The sequence below is a fragment of the Brucella pseudogrignonensis genome (assembly GCF_002252525.1).
GTDB lineage: Bacteria > Pseudomonadota > Alphaproteobacteria > Rhizobiales > Rhizobiaceae > Brucella > Brucella pseudogrignonensis.
The window spans coordinates 35,153-53,398 of record NZ_NNRM01000044.1; the positions used below are offsets into that span (position 1 = coordinate 35,153).

Consider the following 18,246-nt stretch of genomic DNA (forward strand, 5'->3'; position numbering starts at 1 on the left):
GCGTTTCTGAAATGGGCCGCAGTCAGCTGTTGGCGTTGCGGATCAGTGTCATGGCAGCAAGCCCGGCCGTCTCGAAATAAGCCGGTTCGCGATGAAGAAGTACGGTGGCAAAGGCGCCGTCAAGCAAGAGCATGATCTGAGCTGCGAGCCTGCGCGCATCGACAATGTCTTGCCCCTCTGCGAAAAGGCAACACAACCAGTCTTCAACCCGCTTCTTATGCGCCCTTCCCGCAACCAGGGCCGGATGGCCCGGGAACTCGACAAGTTCGACCGCACTGCGCAGAAACCCACAGCCTTGCCAGTCTTTGCGGCGCGCGGCGCGTGCGAGACCCAAGAAAATGCCATTGACCTTTTGGGCCACATCCCCGGGGCTGCGGGCATACCATTGTTTGAGGATTGAAAGATTTGGCGCGTCGCGCGCTTCTAGACAGGCGGCGATCAGATCATCCTTGCTGCGGAAATGATAATAGAGGCTACGCTTGGTAAGGCCGGCGCGTTCGGCGATGAGATCAACGCTTGCCGCCCTGATGCCCTGCTGGTGAAAGAGCCGGGATGCCGCCTCAATGATACGGTCGCGTGTGGATACACTGTCTAAAGCCATCGACATCATGTATACCGCCTAGTGAATATACTCAAGGTGGAATAGTCGTCATTCTCGCGTCTGAACCCGAACAGCAAAGCGGCAGGCGTGATGGAGCGACCAGCAGAAAGCATCGTGATCGATTGTGTTGACGGTGTCCGGTTACACGGACATCGATGGGCCGCGCCGGGTCTTCGACAACACGGCGTCATCATCATCAATCCGGCAACGGGTGTCCGCGCATCCTATTATCATCGCTATGCGCAATTTCTCTCAAAGCACGGCTTTGAGGTGCTGACCTATGATTACCGCGGGATCGGTGCGTCGCGGCCGGCAAGCCTCAGGCACAGTCAGATTTGCTGGCGTGACTGGGGCGAGAAGGATTTTGAGGCGGTGCTGCGGTTCACCTATGAGCAAAGCGGGCTTTCTCCACAGGTGATCGGTCACAGCATTGGCGGGTTTTTGCCTGGTCTTGCGCCAAGCAATATCCTGGTCAGCCGGATGCTGACCGTGGGTGCGCAATTTGCGTGGTGGGGCGATTATCAGAGAAGCCAGAGACTGCAGCTGTTTTTCAAGTGGCATGTGGTCATGCCGGCGCTCACCGCATTGTTCGGATATTTTCCTGGCAAGCGGCTGGGCTGGCTTGAAGATCTGCCCAAAGGCGTTGCCAATGAATGGAGTTTGCGTCGATCCCGTTTTGAGCGAAGCTATCCAGAGCCATTGCGCGGTGAGGTGCTCAATACTCTGAGCAGTTTCCGTGCACCCATTCTCGCCGTGGCGGTGAGCGATGACCCCTTGGCCACGGAGCGGGCAATCCGTCGCGCGCTCAGCTATTATAGCGCTGCGGATGCGCAGTTAATCATGATTTCGCCGGATGATTATCACTGCGCCCGTATCGGGCATTTTGATCTTTTTCACGACCGTCATCGCATGGGCTTCTGGCAGCAGAGCATCGGATGGTTGCTTAATGGTCAAAATCCCTGGCGCGAACGAAGGATTGACGGCGCCTCAATTGACAATTGATCGCAAAAGCAGTGCGACCAGACGGGGCGTGAGGATTGCGTGAAGGCGCTGCATTTGTTTGAACAGGAAACCGCTCAACCGCAACATAGTGGCTGAGATATGGATGATCTGGCTCGCGGCATAATGCCTTAAACTTCTATCAGCTTAAGGCATCATGCAGCAAATTGCATCTGGCAGGGCGAGGTCTGGGCGCCGGTAGGGCGCACGGCGCTCTAATGCCGCGGCGGCAGCACAGGAAGCGGTTCGGCACGGCCGACGATAAAGGCATAGGAAAACGCGCCAACCACCGCCATGATCGCAGCCATCAGAAAGGAGGGTGTGTAGCTTCCCCCGAATTGATCGAGCAGGAATCCGAACAGAAACGGGCTGATGATCCCGGCGATATTGGAGGCAAAATTCTGAATGCCACCAATCGATGCGACATGGTGCGAGCTTGGCGCAACATCGGCCGGCAGCGACCAGATCGCGGTCGCGGCGATGGCCAGAGAGCTATAGGAGACTGCGAGGAAGAACAGCGCGGCGTAGAGCGATTCAACCATCGCGGCGGGCAGAATGGCTGCACCGCCCAGCATGCCGCCGACCATCACCGTCTTGCGCACGGTGGTGACATTGGTGCCGCTGCGGATGGCCCGGTCGGCCAGAAGGCCGGCGATCCAGGCGGTGACCACCGCCGCAAGCCCGGGCAACATGCCGTAAAGTCCGAGCTCGGTGAGATTAAGTCCACGGGCGGTCTTCAGATAGGTCGGAAACCACGTCAGGAAGAAATAGATGACGAAGTTCAGGCAGAAGAAGCCGAGCATCATTCCCCAGACGGTGCGGTAGCGAAACAGATCGATCCAGCGAATTTTTTGGGCTTCCAGATCGTCATTGTCATCGGTACGGGCGCCATTCTGGATGATATATTGACGCTCGAGATCATTGGCGCGTGGATGGTCATTGGGATCCCGATAGGTTTTATACCATAGCAGCGCCCAGACGATGCCGATGGCGCCCAAGATGATAAAGGAATAATGCCATGTCGCAAAGGCGATGATCGAGGTGACAATGGGCAATGCCAGGACAGTCCCGACGCGCGAGCCGGAATCAATGACAGCAGTTGCAAAGGCGCGTTCGTTTCTGGGAAACCAGCGCGATGCCGCTTTGGTTGCTGCGGGATAGGCCGGTGCCTCGCCGGCGCCAAGAAAGAAGCGAACGGTAAAAAAGCTCCAGAAGCTGTTGGCAAGCGGCGTCAGCGCGGTGAAGACCGACCACCAGACTGCGGCAAGTGAAAAGCTTTTGCGCGCGCCCAGCTTGTCGGTGATCCAGCCAGCAAACAGCATCATGCCGTCATAGGCCCAGAAAAACGCACCCAGGATCAGACCCTTTTGGGTATTGGTGAGGTTGAGGCCGAGTTCCTGATCGATGAAAGGCAGAGCAACGCTCATATTGGCGCGGTCAAGGTAATTGATCGCAATACCGATGAAACACATGAAAAGAATGAAATAACGGAAGCGTGTGGCACCAGATGGCGCCTTTTTTGAAGTGTCCATTCCCAATTTCCTCCCGGGATGTATCTTCGCTCGTCTCTGAGGGGCAATGGTGCTGATCAGCCCGATTGTTCAATCGGCGCAGGCGGGGCGACGTGAAAGCGTGCAGCGAGATCGGCAAATGATTGCATCGTCACCGGATCAATCTTCACACCGTGCGCATCACGCTGCTTTGCCACCTGCCATTCGCGATCGCCGGGCGCCATGACAGTGCAGGACTGTCGGGCCGGCGACGTGCGCAGCGTGTCAAGATAGCGGGTCATGCCGGCGTCAAACAGCGCAGGGTCGATAAAGGCGTCCGGCTTGAGCGCAAGGACAAAGGCCCCCATTTTGCGCGGAGTGGAAAAATCCGGCCCGCCCATCGGCGCGATATCGAAACTCAATGTCATCCCGGTGAGAACGGCACTGAGAATTTCTGCAAGCCCTGCCAACGCTGCCCCCTTGAAGCCGAATTCACCACCCATTGGTGCCAGCATTGCGGCCTTCTTTCCCTCAAGCGTGTCAACGCCATCCGCATCGGAGGCCACGCCTTGTGGCAGCGGCACGCCGAGGCTCTGATAGAGCATGACGCGGTTATAGGGGATTGAACTTGTGGCCATATCGAGCAGCCACGGCTGGGGTCCGGTGGTGGGAACGCCGACCGCGATAGGGTTGGTGCCATGAAAACGCATGGCGCCGTCATGCAGGCGCACGAAGCTGTCGGAATTGCAGACCGCAATGCCAATATAACCTTGACGCGCGGCCTCAAGCGCATAGGCGCCGGCGGCGGCGAAATGCGAGCTGTTCTGAATAGCGACAGCACCGATACCAAACTGATCGGCAAGCGCGGTGGCCCGCGCCATCGCGGTAAAAGTCGCAAGAGCGCCATGGGCATGATCGGCATCGAGCGTTTCGATGGCTCCGAAACTGCGGACCGCCCGAAGGCTTGGTGTCTTGTTAATGCGGCCGCCGAGCAGTGCGGTGACATAATGCGACAAAAGACGCACACCGTGACTGTCCACGCCAAGGCGGGTGCCGTGCATCATGGCGCGGGTTGCGGCATCTGCGGTCGCATCATCAGCGCCACAGGCGGTGAGAACTTCCGTGCAAAATCGCTCAAGCGCGCTGAGTGAAAAGGCGGCCTCATGATCAGACTGCTGCATTATGATACTCCTCCAGCTCATAATGTCTTATGCATGCACTATACAATAATCTCTGTCAACGCAGTCCGCCATGAAAATTCCTGGCGCTCAGCGGCCATGCAGGATCACCTCTTGTCGTGCTCCGTCCTCAGCGATTGGGCACGGCAAGAATGCGAAAGGCCACTTTACTCAATGCGTTGAACGTGGTCTTTCTGGATCTGAAACCGGTTGTGGGCCGGCCTATTCATCTGCGCAGTCGCGGATAGCGAGAGCAATGCGGCCGATCAGTGGAAGGACATTGTGATGCGGGGTGCAGCACCCAGGCTTTATCAGAGTGCGCGCGACAGACTTGCGCTCGACATCGCCAATGGTGGTCTGGTCGAAGGCCAGCGCTTGTCCGAGACCTGGGTGGCTGAGCATTTCGGCATCAGTCGCGCGCCCGCGCGCCAGGCACTTGTCGAACTTGCAGCGCAGGGCCTGCTCGCAAAGGAGCAGGGTCGCCGTGGCTATGTGGTGGCAGCATCGGCGGACGTGAAAGGCTCAAATGAGGGTGCGGTGGCCAAGCGCGGCCCCATTCAGTTCCTGCCGAGCTGGCAACGCATCTATAGTGGGATTGAGCGGGAGATCTTTGCCCGCACGTCGATTGCCAGCTGGCGGGTCAATGAGCTGGCGCTGGCCAAACATTATGGTGTCAGTCGCACGGTCGCGCGTGACGTGGTCGCACGCTTGCAGCAGCGGGGTATCATCGACAAGGCGGAAGGCGGCCGCTGGCTTGCGCCAGCACTGACGGACAAGCGCCTGCATGATCTTTTCGAGCTTCGTTGGGTTCTTGAGCCGCTGGCGCTCGAAAAGGCGCTTCCGCGCCTGCCTGAAGATCTGCTGATCAGGCTGCGCGCCAATCTTGACGCGGCCGTGCTCGCTGCGCAGGTGAGCGCGGCAACGCTCGACGCACTGGAACAGCAGCTTCATGTCGAGCTGCTTGGATATTGTGACAACCAGGCGCTTTTGGAAGCGGTGCGACTGCCACAGACCTTGTTGGTCGCCCACCACTTCCTCTATCAGTGGACGTCAGGACTGTTTGCGACAGAGCCATTTCTGCCCGAGCATCTCGCGATCGTGGCCGCATTGCAATCGGGTGATCTCAACGGCGCACAGGCGGCACTGGTTGATCATCTGCAGATTTCGCATGAACGCGCGATGCTGCGCGTTCAAACCATTGCCGGCACGATCGAGCCTTATGACCTGCCCTATCTGGAGCGCCAGGACGGCTAGGAGACGAGGCAAGCCGCTGCGGTTTTGCGCCATGACGCGGCGCGTCAGCAGGCGGGTTTGATGGCTCAATCGGCCGCATTTAAAGTGACGGGCCCTTGCGCCGGGCGAGAGCGACGAATTGCAGCGTTACGCCCAGGATCAGAACAATTAGCAAGCCAGCCTGCGCGCCCAGCAACAACGGCGAATTCAGCTCGGTGACGAGCGGGTGACCGTCGGGAACACGGCGCAGGATCTCGCTGACCGTCGGCACCATCAGCAGAAAGGCTGACAGGCTGAGCAGCAGTTCAATATAGGTCGAAGCAGCGCGCAAGACGCTGAGGCGGCCGACGCTATAGCCGGCGATCAGCACTGCGAGCGTCACGCCGCCAATGACAACGCTCACCGTTTGTCGCGCGACGAGAAAGGTCGTCAATGCGCCAATCAGCATGAACAGCAGATAGAGCCTGCCGGCCCGCGACGCAGACACAATCCGCCCGTAGCGCAGGAACATGTAAAGGGCGAGCGGGATTGCCGGGAGGCTACCGAGCGTGAGCACCCACCCTAAGGGGGAAATGCCAAACATGTCAAAACTCCAGAAAACAAGCGGCTTGATCAACAGGTATACCTACTAGAAGGTAGATTTTTGGATGAGACTGGCGCCGCATCACGCCCGTGCGGTCAGCGCGCGGTCAGGCGTTGCAAAAGCGGTTCGGTAATTTTCGAAAACATGGCCGGATCGCCATAGGCGCGTGCCGAGAGCATGGCGCCATGTATGCCAGCCATGAAGGTTTCAGCCTCGATTTGCGGCGCATGCTTTAATCGGATCGAGCCATCCGCCTGCCCGCGTTCGAGCACGGCTGCCAACCAGCGCGACAGAGACTTGAAATAGGCCTTGATCTCGGCAGTCAGCGGCTCAGGCAGAACCGGCAATTCGCTCGCCAGCAACGCACAGACACAGAACGGGGTTTCGCCACCCTCGATACAGTCGCGCCAATAATGACTATAGGCGCGCAATTGCCCGGCGGGCTCGGGGATCGTCGCTTCAAGATGCGCAAATCCCGCCTTTGTTTCGGTATGGTGTCGTTGGATGAGAGCGGTGACGAGATCGACCTTGCTGGGGAAATGGTGGTGAATGCTTGCCTTGCGGATCAGCACAACGGCGGCGATATCGGCATAGCTGAATCCATTATAGCCGCCCTTGAGAAGGAGGCTTTTCGCACAGGCAAGAATATCATCGGCAGTGGTTGAAAACGTGGTCATGCGCTAATCTACCTTCTAGTAGGTTGATTGTCAACCATCCCGCACATTCTCGCCTGCTGCCCCAAAAAGCCTCTAGGGCAATCTGGCCTGATCGCAGCCTTGCCGCCCCATTTTGCAACGATCACTTGGGACAGGCGAAGCTGCTGCTCGGCCCGTTGCATGGTTTCGAATGCAGATTCGATCACAATGCGATCAATGGATCTTGATTGTAGAAAGCGGCTTTACACCCGCACCGCGGGCAACGGCAAATGGATTGCGCTGCGCGACGAGGCCTGACTTGTGCACAAACTGGAAATAGTGCGCGACCAAATTATATAAGCACGTGAATATATAGATAAATTGTGCCATCTTCACTTTGATTTAGGCAATTCTCTTTACTGATCTTAACTATCATGGAGAAATGCGATGAAACTCATTCGATCCTTTTTTAGCCTATCCCTTTGCTTGTCGCTTTGCTTGTGTTTGTCGCTGTTGTCGAATGGCGGCGCCCAGGCTGAACCGCTTGGCCATCCTGTAGCAAAACCCATTCTGGTGATATCGGGCAAGATAGCCAATACCAATGTCGGCGATACAGCCCAGTTTGACCGCGACATGCTGGAGGCGCTCGGCCTCGAAACCGTTGAGACGGCCAATCCCTGGTATGATGGTCGCGTGCGCTTTGAGGGCGTATCCATCGACAAGCTGATGCGTTTGGTCGGCGCCAAGGGAACGAAGGTGACAGCGGTGGCGTTGAACGACTATGTCAGTTCGTTGCCGATGGAGGATTTCAAGAAGTTCAAGGTGATCCTGGCGATGAAGCGCGACGGCAATTACATGGCGGTTCGTGACAAGGGCCCCCTGTTCATCATTTACCCATATGACAGCGACCCGCAGCTCCAGAGTCAGACCTACTACACGCGCTCTGCCTGGCAGGTTGCCAAGCTCATCGTTGAATAGAGGCAAAATGTGAGACGTATTCTGGGCGTAATTATATTCTGTTTCGTGCTGGCAACGGCTTATATTGCCTATGTCATTGCCGAGCGACAGACTGCGCTTCAGAAATTCTCGCGCTACAATGATTCCTGGTCGATCGGTCAGACCGTATCGGAATATATGCGGCTGGAGCATGTGCTTTCGGCCTATGCGCTTGATCCAAGCGACGATCGTCGCGAAGAGGCGCGTCTGCGTCTTGACATCATGCTGGGGCGCCTTGAATTGCTGCAGCAGGGCAACCTGCGTGCGTTCATTCAGGACGACACGCAACGTCGCGCACTCTTTCTCAAACTCAGCGACATCCTGCATCGTCTCGACGCAGGTTTTGACCAGTTGAATGACGAGAGCCTGCGCCAGCAATTGCAGGCGATGGCCATGCTTGACGGCCCGATGACAGCGCTTGCGTCAGCAGCGGTCGAATATGATGTCGGCCTAATCGACACCGCCCAGGCAGAAGTACGGCAGCTGCATCTCATCTATACAGGCCTTGCAGCCGGGCTGATCCTGTGTGGTGTTGTGCTGGTTCTGCTGTTGTTGCGCCATAACAAGCTGCTGGATCGCGCACATGGCAAGATGCAGCGGCTGACCAATGACCTTCAGGAAGCGACCGGCGAGCTGCAGTCGCAGAATTATCGCCTTGAACATGATGCCCATCACGATGCGCTGACGGGTTTGCCCAATCGTGTGCTGTTTCGTCAGGATCTGGAAGAACGGTTGCGCGCAGCGCAAAGTGGCCTGCAATCGGCGATCATCCTGCTTCTTGATCTCGACGGTTTCAAGGATGTCAACGACACACTCGGCCATGATGTCGGCGATGCCTTGCTGCAGGCGGTTGCCAGTCGATTGGCAAAGATTGGCAGGGATGGCGACGTGGTCTGCCGACTGGGCGGCGATGAGTTTGCGCTTCTGACCACCGGCATTGCCGAAGCGGACGCGCTCGCACTTGCCTCAGATTTGATGGAGGCCATCAGCCGCCCCTATCTGATCGGCGAGCTGGAAATCAAGATTGGTACCTGCGTTGGCGTTGCGATCTCGCAGGGTGAGCCGAATACAGAGGAATTGTTCAAGCATGCCGATCTGGCGCTTTATGAAGCCAAGGCGCTGGGGCCGGGCCATGCCAGTCTTTTCCGGTCGCAAATGCAAACGCGGCTGCGCGACAAGAAGTCGTTTGAGGCCGATCTTCAAAAGGCGTTGCTCAACGGCGAGATGACCGTTTTCTATCAACCCCAGGCCCGGACAGACACCAGAGAGATCTGTGGCTATGAAGCGCTGGTGCGCTGGAACCATCCGGTGCGTGGCGCAGTGTCCCCGATGGAGTTCATCCCGGTTGCCGAGCGGATTGGCTTCATCAATTCACTGGGCGACTGGGTGCTCAAGACTGCCTGCCTGGAAGCGGTGAGATGGACCAGACCCTTGAAGATTGCTGTCAATCTATCGCCGGTCCAGTTTCGCAACCCCGGCCTGATTGAGGCGGTAACCGAGGCGCTTGAGCAAAGCGGTCTGGACGCCGAGCGGCTGGAACTGGAGATCACGGAATCCGTCTTGCTGGACAAGAACGAGCAGACGCTAAATACATTGCGGCAATTGAAGGCGCTCAGCATCCAGATTGCCATGGATGATTTCGGCACCGGCTACTCCTCTCTGGGGAGTCTGAGCGGCTTTCCGTTCGACAAGATCAAGATTGATCGGTCCTTTGTCCGCGATGTCACGACGCGCCTTGATGCACTGGCGATTGTTGAACTTGTGACCGGCGTTGGTCGCAGTCTCAAAATGACAACCATCGCCGAAGGGATCGAGACGGAAGAACAGTTTGAATGTCTCAAGCGGCTGGGTTGTGATCAGGTCCAGGGTTATCTGATCGGCAAGCCGGTACCGGCATCGGAGCTCCGCGATGTTCATCAAAAGGATCGCTACGATCTGAAAGCGGCGATCTGATCCTTGCTGTTGGTTGCATCGCTTAGCGCTGGCGGTAGCCTTGCAAATCAGCTAGGTCAGGTGCCATCGCAAACTCGACTGCGTCATGACGCAGGGAAACCGGGCAAAGACGTGTTGAACGTACATGGCATTCGTGTGCCGATCACCTCGGAAGAGGTTTCTCCGATCATCTGGCAGGCTCTCGAGAACCAGTCTTATGAGGCCAAGGAGGCACGATCGGTCTTCAGGGCGGTCAAACCCGGCGACCGGGTGCTGGAACTCGGCGCGGGCATCGGCATTATCACCGCAACCATCGCCAGCATTCCCGATGTCACCGTCTGGGCGTTTGAGGCGAACCCGGCCACCGCAGCCCTTGCCGAGCGGGTGATTGCTGCCAATGAAATTCACAATGTTGTCTTGACTCAAGGGATTCTCACGGCTGGCCAGCCGCGCTCGCATGTCTTTTATGTCAGGCAGGATCTGTGGATGTCTTCGATGGATGAAGCCCAAGGCCCCTATCAGAGCCGCATGGAACTGCCATCCGCCAATATTGATGATTTCATCACCGCGCACGCCATCAACGTTCTGGTCATGGACATTGAGGGGGCAGAGCGTGATCTGCTTTCCAATGCCGATCTGCCGGGCATTGAGCGGGTTTTTCTGGAATTGCATGACCATCTTTATGGGCTTGCCGGTATCCGTGACATCACCCATGCCCTGACCGGCAAGGGCTTTGCTTATGATCCGCGCGGGTCGCAGGGGCCCTGCGTGCTGTTTGCAAAAGATGACGGCGCCCGGCTTTATTGTCCCGACTAGGCGGTTTCTTCACCGCAGGCTGCCGCAGCGGTGTGAAGCGCAATAACCCATGAGCGTTTGGCCGCCGAAAAAGCCAATAATATGAGTTCTTCGATCTTGTTTTGCGACATGCATTCGGATTATAGCAAATCCGGGCCCAACAGGCCTTGATAAGCCCCGCAGGAAACCGAGGATCTCCCCCCGTGATCACCATCAAGTCTCTTCTGGCCGCCGCATGTTTTTCGGCGCTGCTGGCATTCCCCGTCGATCTTGCTGTGGCGGCGTCGACGCATTATCCGCTGGTGCTTGAGAATTGCGGTGCCAAGGTTACCTTCGACAAGGCACCACAGCGGGCGATCGGGCTTGGACAGAACAGCGCCGAAATCCTGCTCCTGCTTGGTCTTGAGGACCGGATGGCGGGCACCGCATTCTGGCCGAGCAAGGTTCTGCCTGAGCTTGCGGCTGCCAATGCGAAAGTCAAGCTGCTGACCGTCGAGTTTCCGACCTTTGAAGCGCTGCTTGCGCAGGACCCGGATTTTGTTGCTGCAGCATTGCCAAGCCTGGTGGGACCGAGCAGCAAAGTCGCCAAACGCGAGGATTTCGACAAGGTTGGTGTCCCGACCTATCTATCGCCAAGCACTTGTTTGAGCACCATTGAGGTCAAGGATGAATATGGCAGCCGCGATCAATTATGGAGCATGGATCTTCTGTATCAGGAGATTGACGAGCTATCGCAGATTTTTGATGTGACCGATCGCGGTCAGGCGCTGATCGCCGATCTCAAGGCGCGTGAAACCGCTTTGCGGAGCCGTGTTGCAACGGGCGGCAAGAAGCTTGGTTATGTATTCTGGTTCTCCAGCCAGTCGCCTTCCGCTGACGCCTATCTGGGTGGCGGCAATGGCGCATCCAGTTACATTGCTGACGTTTTGGGTGGTGAAAATGCCATCAAGTCCAAGGCCGAATGGCCAACGCTTGGCTGGGAAAGCATCATTGCGGCCAATCCCGATGTCATCGTCGTTGCCAATCTGGACCGCAATCGCTGGGAACTCGACAAGCCGGAAGCCAAAATCGCATTCTTGAATTCCGACCCAGCGGTCAAGGAAATGCCAGCAGTCAGGAACCGGGCCATTGTGGTTATGGACGGACAGGCGATGAACCCGACGATCCGCACACTTTATGGCGCAGAGCAGGTCGCCGAACAGCTCAAAGCGCTCGGCCTGCTTCAGTGATGGTGCGCCGCCAGTCTATCGGGACAGGCGTGATGAGCGCGTTCATGCTGCTGCTATCGCTGTTGGCAATCCTTCTGGTCGTGGGCATCAGCACGGGGATTGGCGATCTGCCAATCCCGCTTTCCACCACGTTTTTTGCTGTCACCAATCGGCTCGGCTGGACCGGGGTTGAACTCAACCGCATTCATGAGACCGTCATCTGGGACTATCGTCTGAGCCGGGCTCTTGTTGCTGCCTTCTGTGGTGCGGGTCTCGCCCTGTCGGGTGCGATCATGCAGTCCTTGTTGCGCAATCCCCTGGCTGAACCCTATGTGCTTGGCATTTCGGCGGGTGCTTCCACCGGCGCGGTCGCCGTGGTGATCCTGGGTCTTGGGGCGGGTGCGGTCTCGCTGTCAGCGGGCGCGTTTGCCGGCGCGTTTCTGGCTTTCTTGTTTGTTGCCCTTCTCTCCAATGGCACGCGCGGCGGCGCTGATCGCACCATTCTCGCAGGCGTCGCTGCCTCGCAGCTTTTCAACGCCGCGACCTCCTATATTGTCACCACATCCGGCAATGCCCAGCAGGCACGCGATGTGATGTTCTGGCTGCTCGGCAGCTTTGGTGGGGTGCGCTGGCCAGAATTCCTGCTGGTGGCTGTGGTGATTGCCCTGGGACTGCTGATCTGTCTGTTTTATGCACAGGTGCTCGACGCCTTTGCCTTTGGCGACGAAGCCGCCGCATCGCTGGGCGTGAATGTTGGCCGCGCCCGCATTGTATTGTTTGCGCTGACCGCGATGATGACAGCGACAATTGTCAGCATGGTCGGCTCCATTGGCTTTGTTGGACTGGTTGTCCCGCATGCGGCGCGTTTTCTGGTCGGGCCGCTGCATATCCGCTTGTTGCCGGCCTGCGCGATCGGCGGAGCGATTTTCATGGTGCTGGCCGATATTGCATCGCGCGCCCTGGTTCCGCAGCAGGTTCTCCCGATCGGGGTGGTGACTGCGCTGGTTGGCGTGCCGTTCTTTTCGATCATTCTTTACCGGTTTCAGCGCGCATCATGACGATCAAGGCGGAAAATATCAGCTGGACAATAGGCGGCAAGACTGTGCTGGATGGCGTGTCATTTTCGGCAAAGCCTGGCCAGATGCTTGGGCTTCTGGGACCCAATGGCTCCGGCAAGACATCCTTGCTGCGGCTGCTTGCCGGGCTGAGGCGCCCGACGCGTGGCCGCGTGCTGTTGGATGCGGCTGATCTAAACAAGATATCCCGGCGCAAGCTCGCGCAACGCGTGGCCTTTGTCGAGCAACATGCTACCACCAATGCCAATCTGAAGGTGCTCGACGTGGTCAGGCTTGGCCGTTTTGCGCACAGGTCGATGTTTTCAGGCTGGACGGGGCATGATGAAAATGCGGTCGAGGATGCGCTTGAACGCACCGGCATGCAGGCCAAGCGGCAGGATTATTGGCAGAGCCTGTCGGGGGGCGAGAAACAGCGCGCGCATATCGCGCGGGCTTTGGCGCAGCAGCCCCAGGAACTCATTCTTGACGAGCCCACCAATCATCTTGATATTCAGCACCAGATGAGCCTCTTGAAACTGATTTCCAGCCTGCCGATCACCAGCATCATCGCCTTGCACGACCTCAATCATGCGGCCATGTTCTGTGATGCATTGATGGTGATGCAGGCAGGCAGGATTGTGGCCTATGGCACAGCCGAAGAGGTGATCCAACAGCAGCTTCTAAAGGACGTGTTTCATGTCGATGCGCGGGTGGAGATCTCGGCCCATTCGCAGCGCCCGCATATTCATTTTCTAAAGGATTGAGCGCAGCCGCGCGCTGTGGTCTTGTCGATGCGGGGCCGCAGCGGTGAGACGTGATGAGACTCGCCGTGCGAAAACTGCTAGGATGACCCGGTCAATGCACCAAACCGAAGCCAGGAGACAGCTATGAAACTCGCTTTCTTGACGACAGCAGCGCTCGTTTTGTCCGTGACATTTGCGATGGCGGACTGCCCGGGCCACAGCGCGCAATCGACAAAGATGGAAAAGCCGCAGACGACTGCGAGCATTGAGACCACGATACCGACACAGAAATGACCCGCCTAAAAATGCTGCCGAAACCAAGGGCTGCAATGTCCTCTGCCTGAAGCGATTGGCGGAGCGGCTTGATCAGGGCCGCTTCGCCACGCGCCAACGCCGCCCCGGATCGCGCGACTGCATCACAAGCGCAGCCTTTTAGCGGTCGCTTTAAACCGGGACCGCCCTCTCGCATCCGCATGATGTTTGCGTGGCTGTCAGGGCCCAGTTTATTGCCGCTCTTTGTCGCTGCTCCGGCTCATCCTTTCGCTCAGCCACTGCACCATGAAATAGATGCCGGGTGTCAGCAGCAGGCCGATGGTGGTTGCGGCGACCATCCCCCCGAAAATCGTGACACCGACCGCCTGGCGCGCACCGGCGCCGGCGCCTGAGGACAGAACGAGTGGCAGAATACCAAGGATGAAGGAGACGGCAGTCATCATCACTGCACGAAAGCGCTGTTCGGCGCCCAGACGCGCCGCATCGCGGGCGCTTGAACCGGCCTCGCGCTTCTCCTTGGCGAATTCCACGATCAGAATAGCATTCTTGGCAGCAAGACCGATCAGCAACACCAGCGCGATCTGGACATAGAGGCTGTTTTGCAGTCCAAACAGGCTGAGGGCTGCGACCGCACCCAGCAGCGCTGCCCCCAGGGATACTATGACCACCAGCGGCAGGCTCCAGCTTTCATATTGCGCCACCAGAAACAGATAGGCGAACAGGAAAGCCAGCGCAAAGACCAGGGCCTCCTGACCACTGCTACGGTTTTCCTGAAACGACAAGCCCGACCATTCATAGCCGTAACCGTCGGGAAGCGCGGTGGCCGCAACATCCGCCATCGCGCTCATCGCTTCGCCACTGCTGGCGGCGGGGGCAGGCACGGCATTGATCTGGGCGGAGACGGAGAGATTGTATCGTGTGATGACGAAGGGTGCCAGCACGGTCGTCAGGGACACCACGCCGCGCAAGGGGACAAGCGTTCCGGTGCGATTTCTGACATGGAGTTTGAGGATATCTTCTGCATGGGCGCGAAAGTCGGAATCCGCCTGCAGATTGACCTGGAACACCCGACCATTGAGGGTGAAATCATTGACGTAGCGGGAACCGAAATTGGCGCCAATGGTGGCATAGATGTCGGACACGCTCAGGCCAAGCGCCTCGGCGCGGGCCCGGTCCACATCGACATAGATTTGTGGCACATTGGCATTGAAGGTGGTCGCTGCGCCACCGATTGGCGCTTGCCGGTTGAAATAGCCCAGCAAAGCAGTGGTGACCTGTGCGATCTCCTCGGGGGACTGACCTTGCAGGGCCTGCAGGCGGAAATCGAGCCCGCCCACCGAACCAATGCCGGCAATGGCCGGCGGCGCGAACACGGCGACATTCGCCCCTGGGATCTGCATGAACTGGCGACGCAGCGCCGCAATAATGCTGTTGAGCTGCAGGGCCTGGGTCTCGCGATCGTCCCAGGGGGCAAGCGCTGCCACCGCCATGGCACCATTGGGCGTGCTGGTGGATTGCAGGATGCTGAAGCCTGAGACGGTGATGACGTCTGCAACGCCGGCAGTCTCGCTCAGCACTTTGCGCACATCCTCGACAATGCGATTGGTGCGTTCGAGCGATGCGGCGCTGGGCAGCTGAATATCGACAAACAGCGCGCCCTGATCCTCGTCGGGGAGAAAGGTTGCCGGCAGATTGGTAAACAGCAGATAGGCGCCGGCGAAGCAGGCGACAATGCCGGCAAGCGGGATATACCAGTGTCTGACGGTCAGCCCCACCAGATGACCATAGCCGTCGCGGGTGCGTTCCATGAAGTGGGTGAACCAGGCAAGCGGGCCGCGTTGGAAGCCGGTCTGATCGCGCCTGAGCAGCAGCGCGGCAAGTGCAGGACTGAGTGTGAGCCCGACAAAGGAGGAGATGATCAGGGCCGATGAAATGGTGACGGCAAACTGCCGGTAAAGTTGTCCGCCAATTCCCTCCAGAAAGGCTGTCGGGGTCACGACGGCGAGCAGCACCAGGGTTGTGGAAATAATCGGACCAGTGATCTGGCGCATGGCTGTGCGGGTCGCTTCGACAACGCTGATTTCGGTTGCATCATCAAGCACATGCTTGACATTCTCGACCACCAGAATGGCGTCATCCACCACCAGTCCGATTGCCAGAACCAGCGCGAGCAGCGAGATCATATTGAGTGAATAGCCGAGCGCCAGCAGCACGGCGATCGCTCCGAGCATGGAGACGGGAATGGCAAGGGCGGAAATCAGGGTGGCGCGCCAGTCCTGCAGAAACACGAAAGTGACGGCGAGGACGATCAGGAACGCTTCCAGAAGGGTTCGGGTGGTGAGCTGCAGGCTGGCTTTGACGAAGCGGGTTGCATCATAGACCACGTGATAATGCAGGCCCGGCGGAAAGCGCGCCGAAAGACGCTCTAGCTCTGCTTCCACGGCTTGTGCGGTGTCGATCGCATTGGCACCCGGCGCCTGATTGATCTGCAGCATCGCCGATTGATGGCCGGCAAAACTCGCGCTGGATGCGTAATTGCGGGCGCCCAGTTCCAGCCGGGCAATATCGCGCAGGAAGACTTTTGCGCCGTCTGCGCCGGTGCGGATGACGATAGCGCCGAATTCCTCGGGATCGCGCAGGCGGCCTTCAGCGACCAGCGTATATTGCAGTTCGGTGGCTTCCCGCATCGGCGGCGCCCCGGCCTGGCCGAGGGTCGCCTGAATATTCTGGCGTTGAATGGCGGCTGCAACCTCATCGACCGATATGGCAAGAGCCTCCATTCTTTGTGGGTTGAGCCACACCCGCATGGAATATTCGGAGGCCCCCACCACGCTTGCCTCACCGACGCCGGCCACCCGCGAAATCGCATCAACGATGGTTGTGGTGGTGAAATTGGTGATTTCAAGGGCGTTCAGGCTGTCATCCGGGGAATAGAATGCGATGCCGAGCACAAAATCCGGTGAGCGGGCGCGCACTGACACACCTTGTTGTGCAACCGCGGCGGGCAGACGGGAGATCGCCAGCTGCGCGCGATTTTGCACATTGATCTGTGCGAGTTCCGGATCGGTGCCCACTTCAAACGTCACCGAAAGCGCATATTGCCCGGCATTGGAACTGGTGGACGACATATACATCATGTCATCGACGCCATTAATGGCGGTTTCAAGCGGGCCGCCCACTACATCGGCGATCACTTCTGCACTGGCGCCGGGATAGAAGGCGGAGACGGTGACCGTGGGGGGCGATATTTGCGGATATTGCTGGATGGGCAGGGCAAAGATTGCAATTGCGCCGGCAATGGAGATCAGGATTGAAATGACGATGGCAAGGCGGCTACGGCGGATGAAGGTCTCGGAGATCATTGTTCCGCCCCTTCGCCATCATTGGCTTCGCGCGGTGCGACCAGTTGCTGATCGGCGATGCGTTGCAGCCCCTGGGTCACGATCTGTTCGCCTTGCTTAACGCCGCTCGTGACGGCCCATCGATTGCCGATGCGCGCACCGGTGACGATCGCGCGTCGCGAAACCTTGTTGTCTGTACCGAGCACGAAGACATATTTGCCCTGTCGATCCTGCAACACGGAGGCCATTGGCACCACAGGCAGCGTACCGATTGCGTCATCGACGAGTTGAACAGCCACCACCTGACCTGGCACGAGAAGCTGGTCTGGATTGGCAAAAAGTGCACGCACGGCCACGGTTCCGGTCTGGGCGCTGACTTCATTATCGATGAACTGGATGGTTCCACGCTGCGGATAGCTGGTGCCATTGGCGAGAACCAGGCTGAGCGAGAATTGTTGTGGCGTGACTGCCTGTCCGGCGGCGTCCTGCTGGCGCAGGCTGACCAGGGCGCGGTCGGTGATGGAAAACACCACACGCACCGGATCAAGCTGGACAATGCGCGCGAGCGGACCACTGCCTGGGCCAACGAGATTGCCAACAGACACCAGCGAGCGGCCAATGGTTCCTTCGATCGGTGAGCGGATCTGGGTATAGGACAGGTTGAGGCGGGCGGTGTTGAGATTGGCCTCCGCGCCCTGCACGTCGGCGCTGGCAATATCGAAAGCGGCCTGTGCGTCATCGAGCGCCGCCTGCGAGGCGGTATTGCGATTGGCGAGCGTCCGGGTGCGCGTCAGTGTCTGTCGGGCAGCGTTCTGGTTGGCTGTTGCGCGGGCCAGCTGCGCCTGCGCCAGCGTGAGGGCCGCCTGCAAGGCATCGGGTTCGATTTCAAAAAGCAGATCTCCCGCCTTGATGGGCGCGCCCTGCTCGAAGGCCTTGGCTTTGAGAAAACCGGTAATGCGCGCCTGGATATCGACGGCCTCGATGGCTTCGATCTGTCCATTAAAGCGTTGCGGCGCTGCCGCAGAGGCAACAGCGACAGTCTCGACCACAACGGCGGGCGCCGGCGCGGCTGGCGGCTGTTGTGCCTTGCCTGCGGTTACCGATGCCATGATGAGAACGGCCAGAAGCATGGCCCCCCTCAGATTTTGATGAACCAGAGCCCTTTTCACCGCCGGATCTCCCTC

The 18,246-nt window shown here is 58.5% G+C and carries 16 protein-coding genes; 9 read left to right on the plus strand and 7 right to left on the minus strand.

From position 1 onward, the window contains the following. Positions 1-22: 22 nt before the first annotated feature. Entirely contained in the window at positions 23-601 is a 579-nt protein-coding gene (locus CEV34_RS20180) for a TetR/AcrR family transcriptional regulator (protein WP_039861099.1), read from the minus strand. Positions 602-691: 90 nt separating this feature from the next. On the opposite strand from CEV34_RS20180, the gene CEV34_RS20185 reads away from it, so the two are divergent. Continuing rightward, the gene (locus CEV34_RS20185; protein WP_007880705.1) at positions 692-1,603 is read left to right on the plus strand and encodes an alpha/beta hydrolase family protein; all 912 of its coding nucleotides are present in this window, start codon (positions 692-694) and stop codon (positions 1,601-1,603) included. Positions 1,604-1,815: 212 nt separating this feature from the next. Here the strand turns inward: CEV34_RS20185 and CEV34_RS20190 are convergent, their stop codons facing one another. Both CEV34_RS20190 and CEV34_RS20195 read right to left on the minus strand, forming a co-directional pair. After that, positions 1,816-3,132: an MFS transporter gene (locus CEV34_RS20190; RefSeq protein WP_007880707.1), complete on the minus strand. Its 1,317-nt coding sequence runs from the start codon at positions 3,130-3,132 to the stop codon at positions 1,816-1,818. A gap of 56 nt (positions 3,133-3,188) precedes the next feature. Beyond that, positions 3,189-4,271, minus strand: a complete 1,083-nt coding sequence (locus tag CEV34_RS20195) for an Ldh family oxidoreductase (protein WP_007880708.1) — start codon at positions 4,269-4,271, stop codon at positions 3,189-3,191. A 282-nt stretch (positions 4,272-4,553) separates the two neighbouring features. On the opposite strand from CEV34_RS20195, the gene CEV34_RS20200 reads away from it, so the two are divergent. Further along, positions 4,554-5,522 (plus strand): GntR family transcriptional regulator, encoded by a 969-nt coding sequence (locus tag CEV34_RS20200; protein WP_179253601.1) that lies wholly within the window; start codon positions 4,554-4,556, stop codon positions 5,520-5,522. 79 nt (positions 5,523-5,601) lie between these two features. Here CEV34_RS20200 and CEV34_RS20205 read toward each other — a convergent pair whose 3' ends face one another. Both CEV34_RS20205 and CEV34_RS20210 read right to left on the minus strand, forming a co-directional pair. Next, positions 5,602-6,084 (minus strand): hypothetical protein, encoded by a 483-nt coding sequence (locus CEV34_RS20205; RefSeq protein ID WP_007880712.1) that lies wholly within the window; start codon positions 6,082-6,084, stop codon positions 5,602-5,604. 95 nt (positions 6,085-6,179) lie between these two features. Continuing rightward, positions 6,180-6,761 (minus strand): TetR/AcrR family transcriptional regulator, encoded by a 582-nt coding sequence (locus CEV34_RS20210; protein WP_064322806.1) that lies wholly within the window; start codon positions 6,759-6,761, stop codon positions 6,180-6,182. A gap of 405 nt (positions 6,762-7,166) precedes the next feature. Between CEV34_RS20210 and CEV34_RS20215 the strand changes: the two genes are divergently transcribed. From CEV34_RS20215 to CEV34_RS27115, 7 genes are all read left to right on the plus strand, one after another. Further along, complete coding sequence (locus CEV34_RS20215) at positions 7,167-7,697, plus strand: putative pterin-binding protein (RefSeq protein ID WP_007880715.1); 531 nt, start codon at positions 7,167-7,169, stop codon at positions 7,695-7,697. A 9-nt stretch (positions 7,698-7,706) separates the two neighbouring features. After that, positions 7,707-9,668 (plus strand): putative bifunctional diguanylate cyclase/phosphodiesterase, encoded by a 1,962-nt coding sequence (locus CEV34_RS20220; RefSeq protein WP_007880716.1) that lies wholly within the window; start codon positions 7,707-7,709, stop codon positions 9,666-9,668. Between the two features lie 111 nt (positions 9,669-9,779). Next, positions 9,780-10,463, plus strand: coding sequence for an FkbM family methyltransferase (locus CEV34_RS20225; protein WP_112804449.1), 684 nt, complete (start codon positions 9,780-9,782; stop codon positions 10,461-10,463). A gap of 182 nt (positions 10,464-10,645) precedes the next feature. Continuing rightward, on the plus strand, positions 10,646-11,671 hold the full coding sequence (locus CEV34_RS20230; RefSeq protein ID WP_007880719.1) for an ABC transporter substrate-binding protein: 1,026 nt from the start codon (positions 10,646-10,648) through the stop codon (positions 11,669-11,671). A gap of 32 nt (positions 11,672-11,703) precedes the next feature. Beyond that, positions 11,704-12,708: a FecCD family ABC transporter permease gene (locus tag CEV34_RS20235; protein ID WP_007880720.1), complete on the plus strand. Its 1,005-nt coding sequence runs from the start codon at positions 11,704-11,706 to the stop codon at positions 12,706-12,708. Next, on the plus strand, positions 12,705-13,469 hold the full coding sequence (locus CEV34_RS20240; RefSeq protein WP_007880721.1) for an ABC transporter ATP-binding protein: 765 nt from the start codon (positions 12,705-12,707) through the stop codon (positions 13,467-13,469). Before CEV34_RS20235 ends, CEV34_RS20240 begins: the two co-directional genes overlap by 4 nt. A gap of 123 nt (positions 13,470-13,592) precedes the next feature. Further along, positions 13,593-13,742, plus strand: coding sequence for a hypothetical protein (locus tag CEV34_RS27115; RefSeq protein ID WP_153223153.1), 150 nt, complete (start codon positions 13,593-13,595; stop codon positions 13,740-13,742). A 209-nt stretch (positions 13,743-13,951) separates the two neighbouring features. Here the strand turns inward: CEV34_RS27115 and CEV34_RS20245 are convergent, their stop codons facing one another. After that, positions 13,952-17,083, minus strand: coding sequence for an efflux RND transporter permease subunit (locus tag CEV34_RS20245; protein ID WP_094544374.1), 3,132 nt, complete (start codon positions 17,081-17,083; stop codon positions 13,952-13,954). Beyond that, entirely contained in the window at positions 17,080-18,231 is a 1,152-nt protein-coding gene (locus tag CEV34_RS20250) for an efflux RND transporter periplasmic adaptor subunit (RefSeq protein ID WP_039861107.1), read from the minus strand. The genes CEV34_RS20245 and CEV34_RS20250 overlap by 4 nt, the downstream gene beginning before the upstream one ends. Positions 18,232-18,246: the final 15 nt, after the last annotated feature.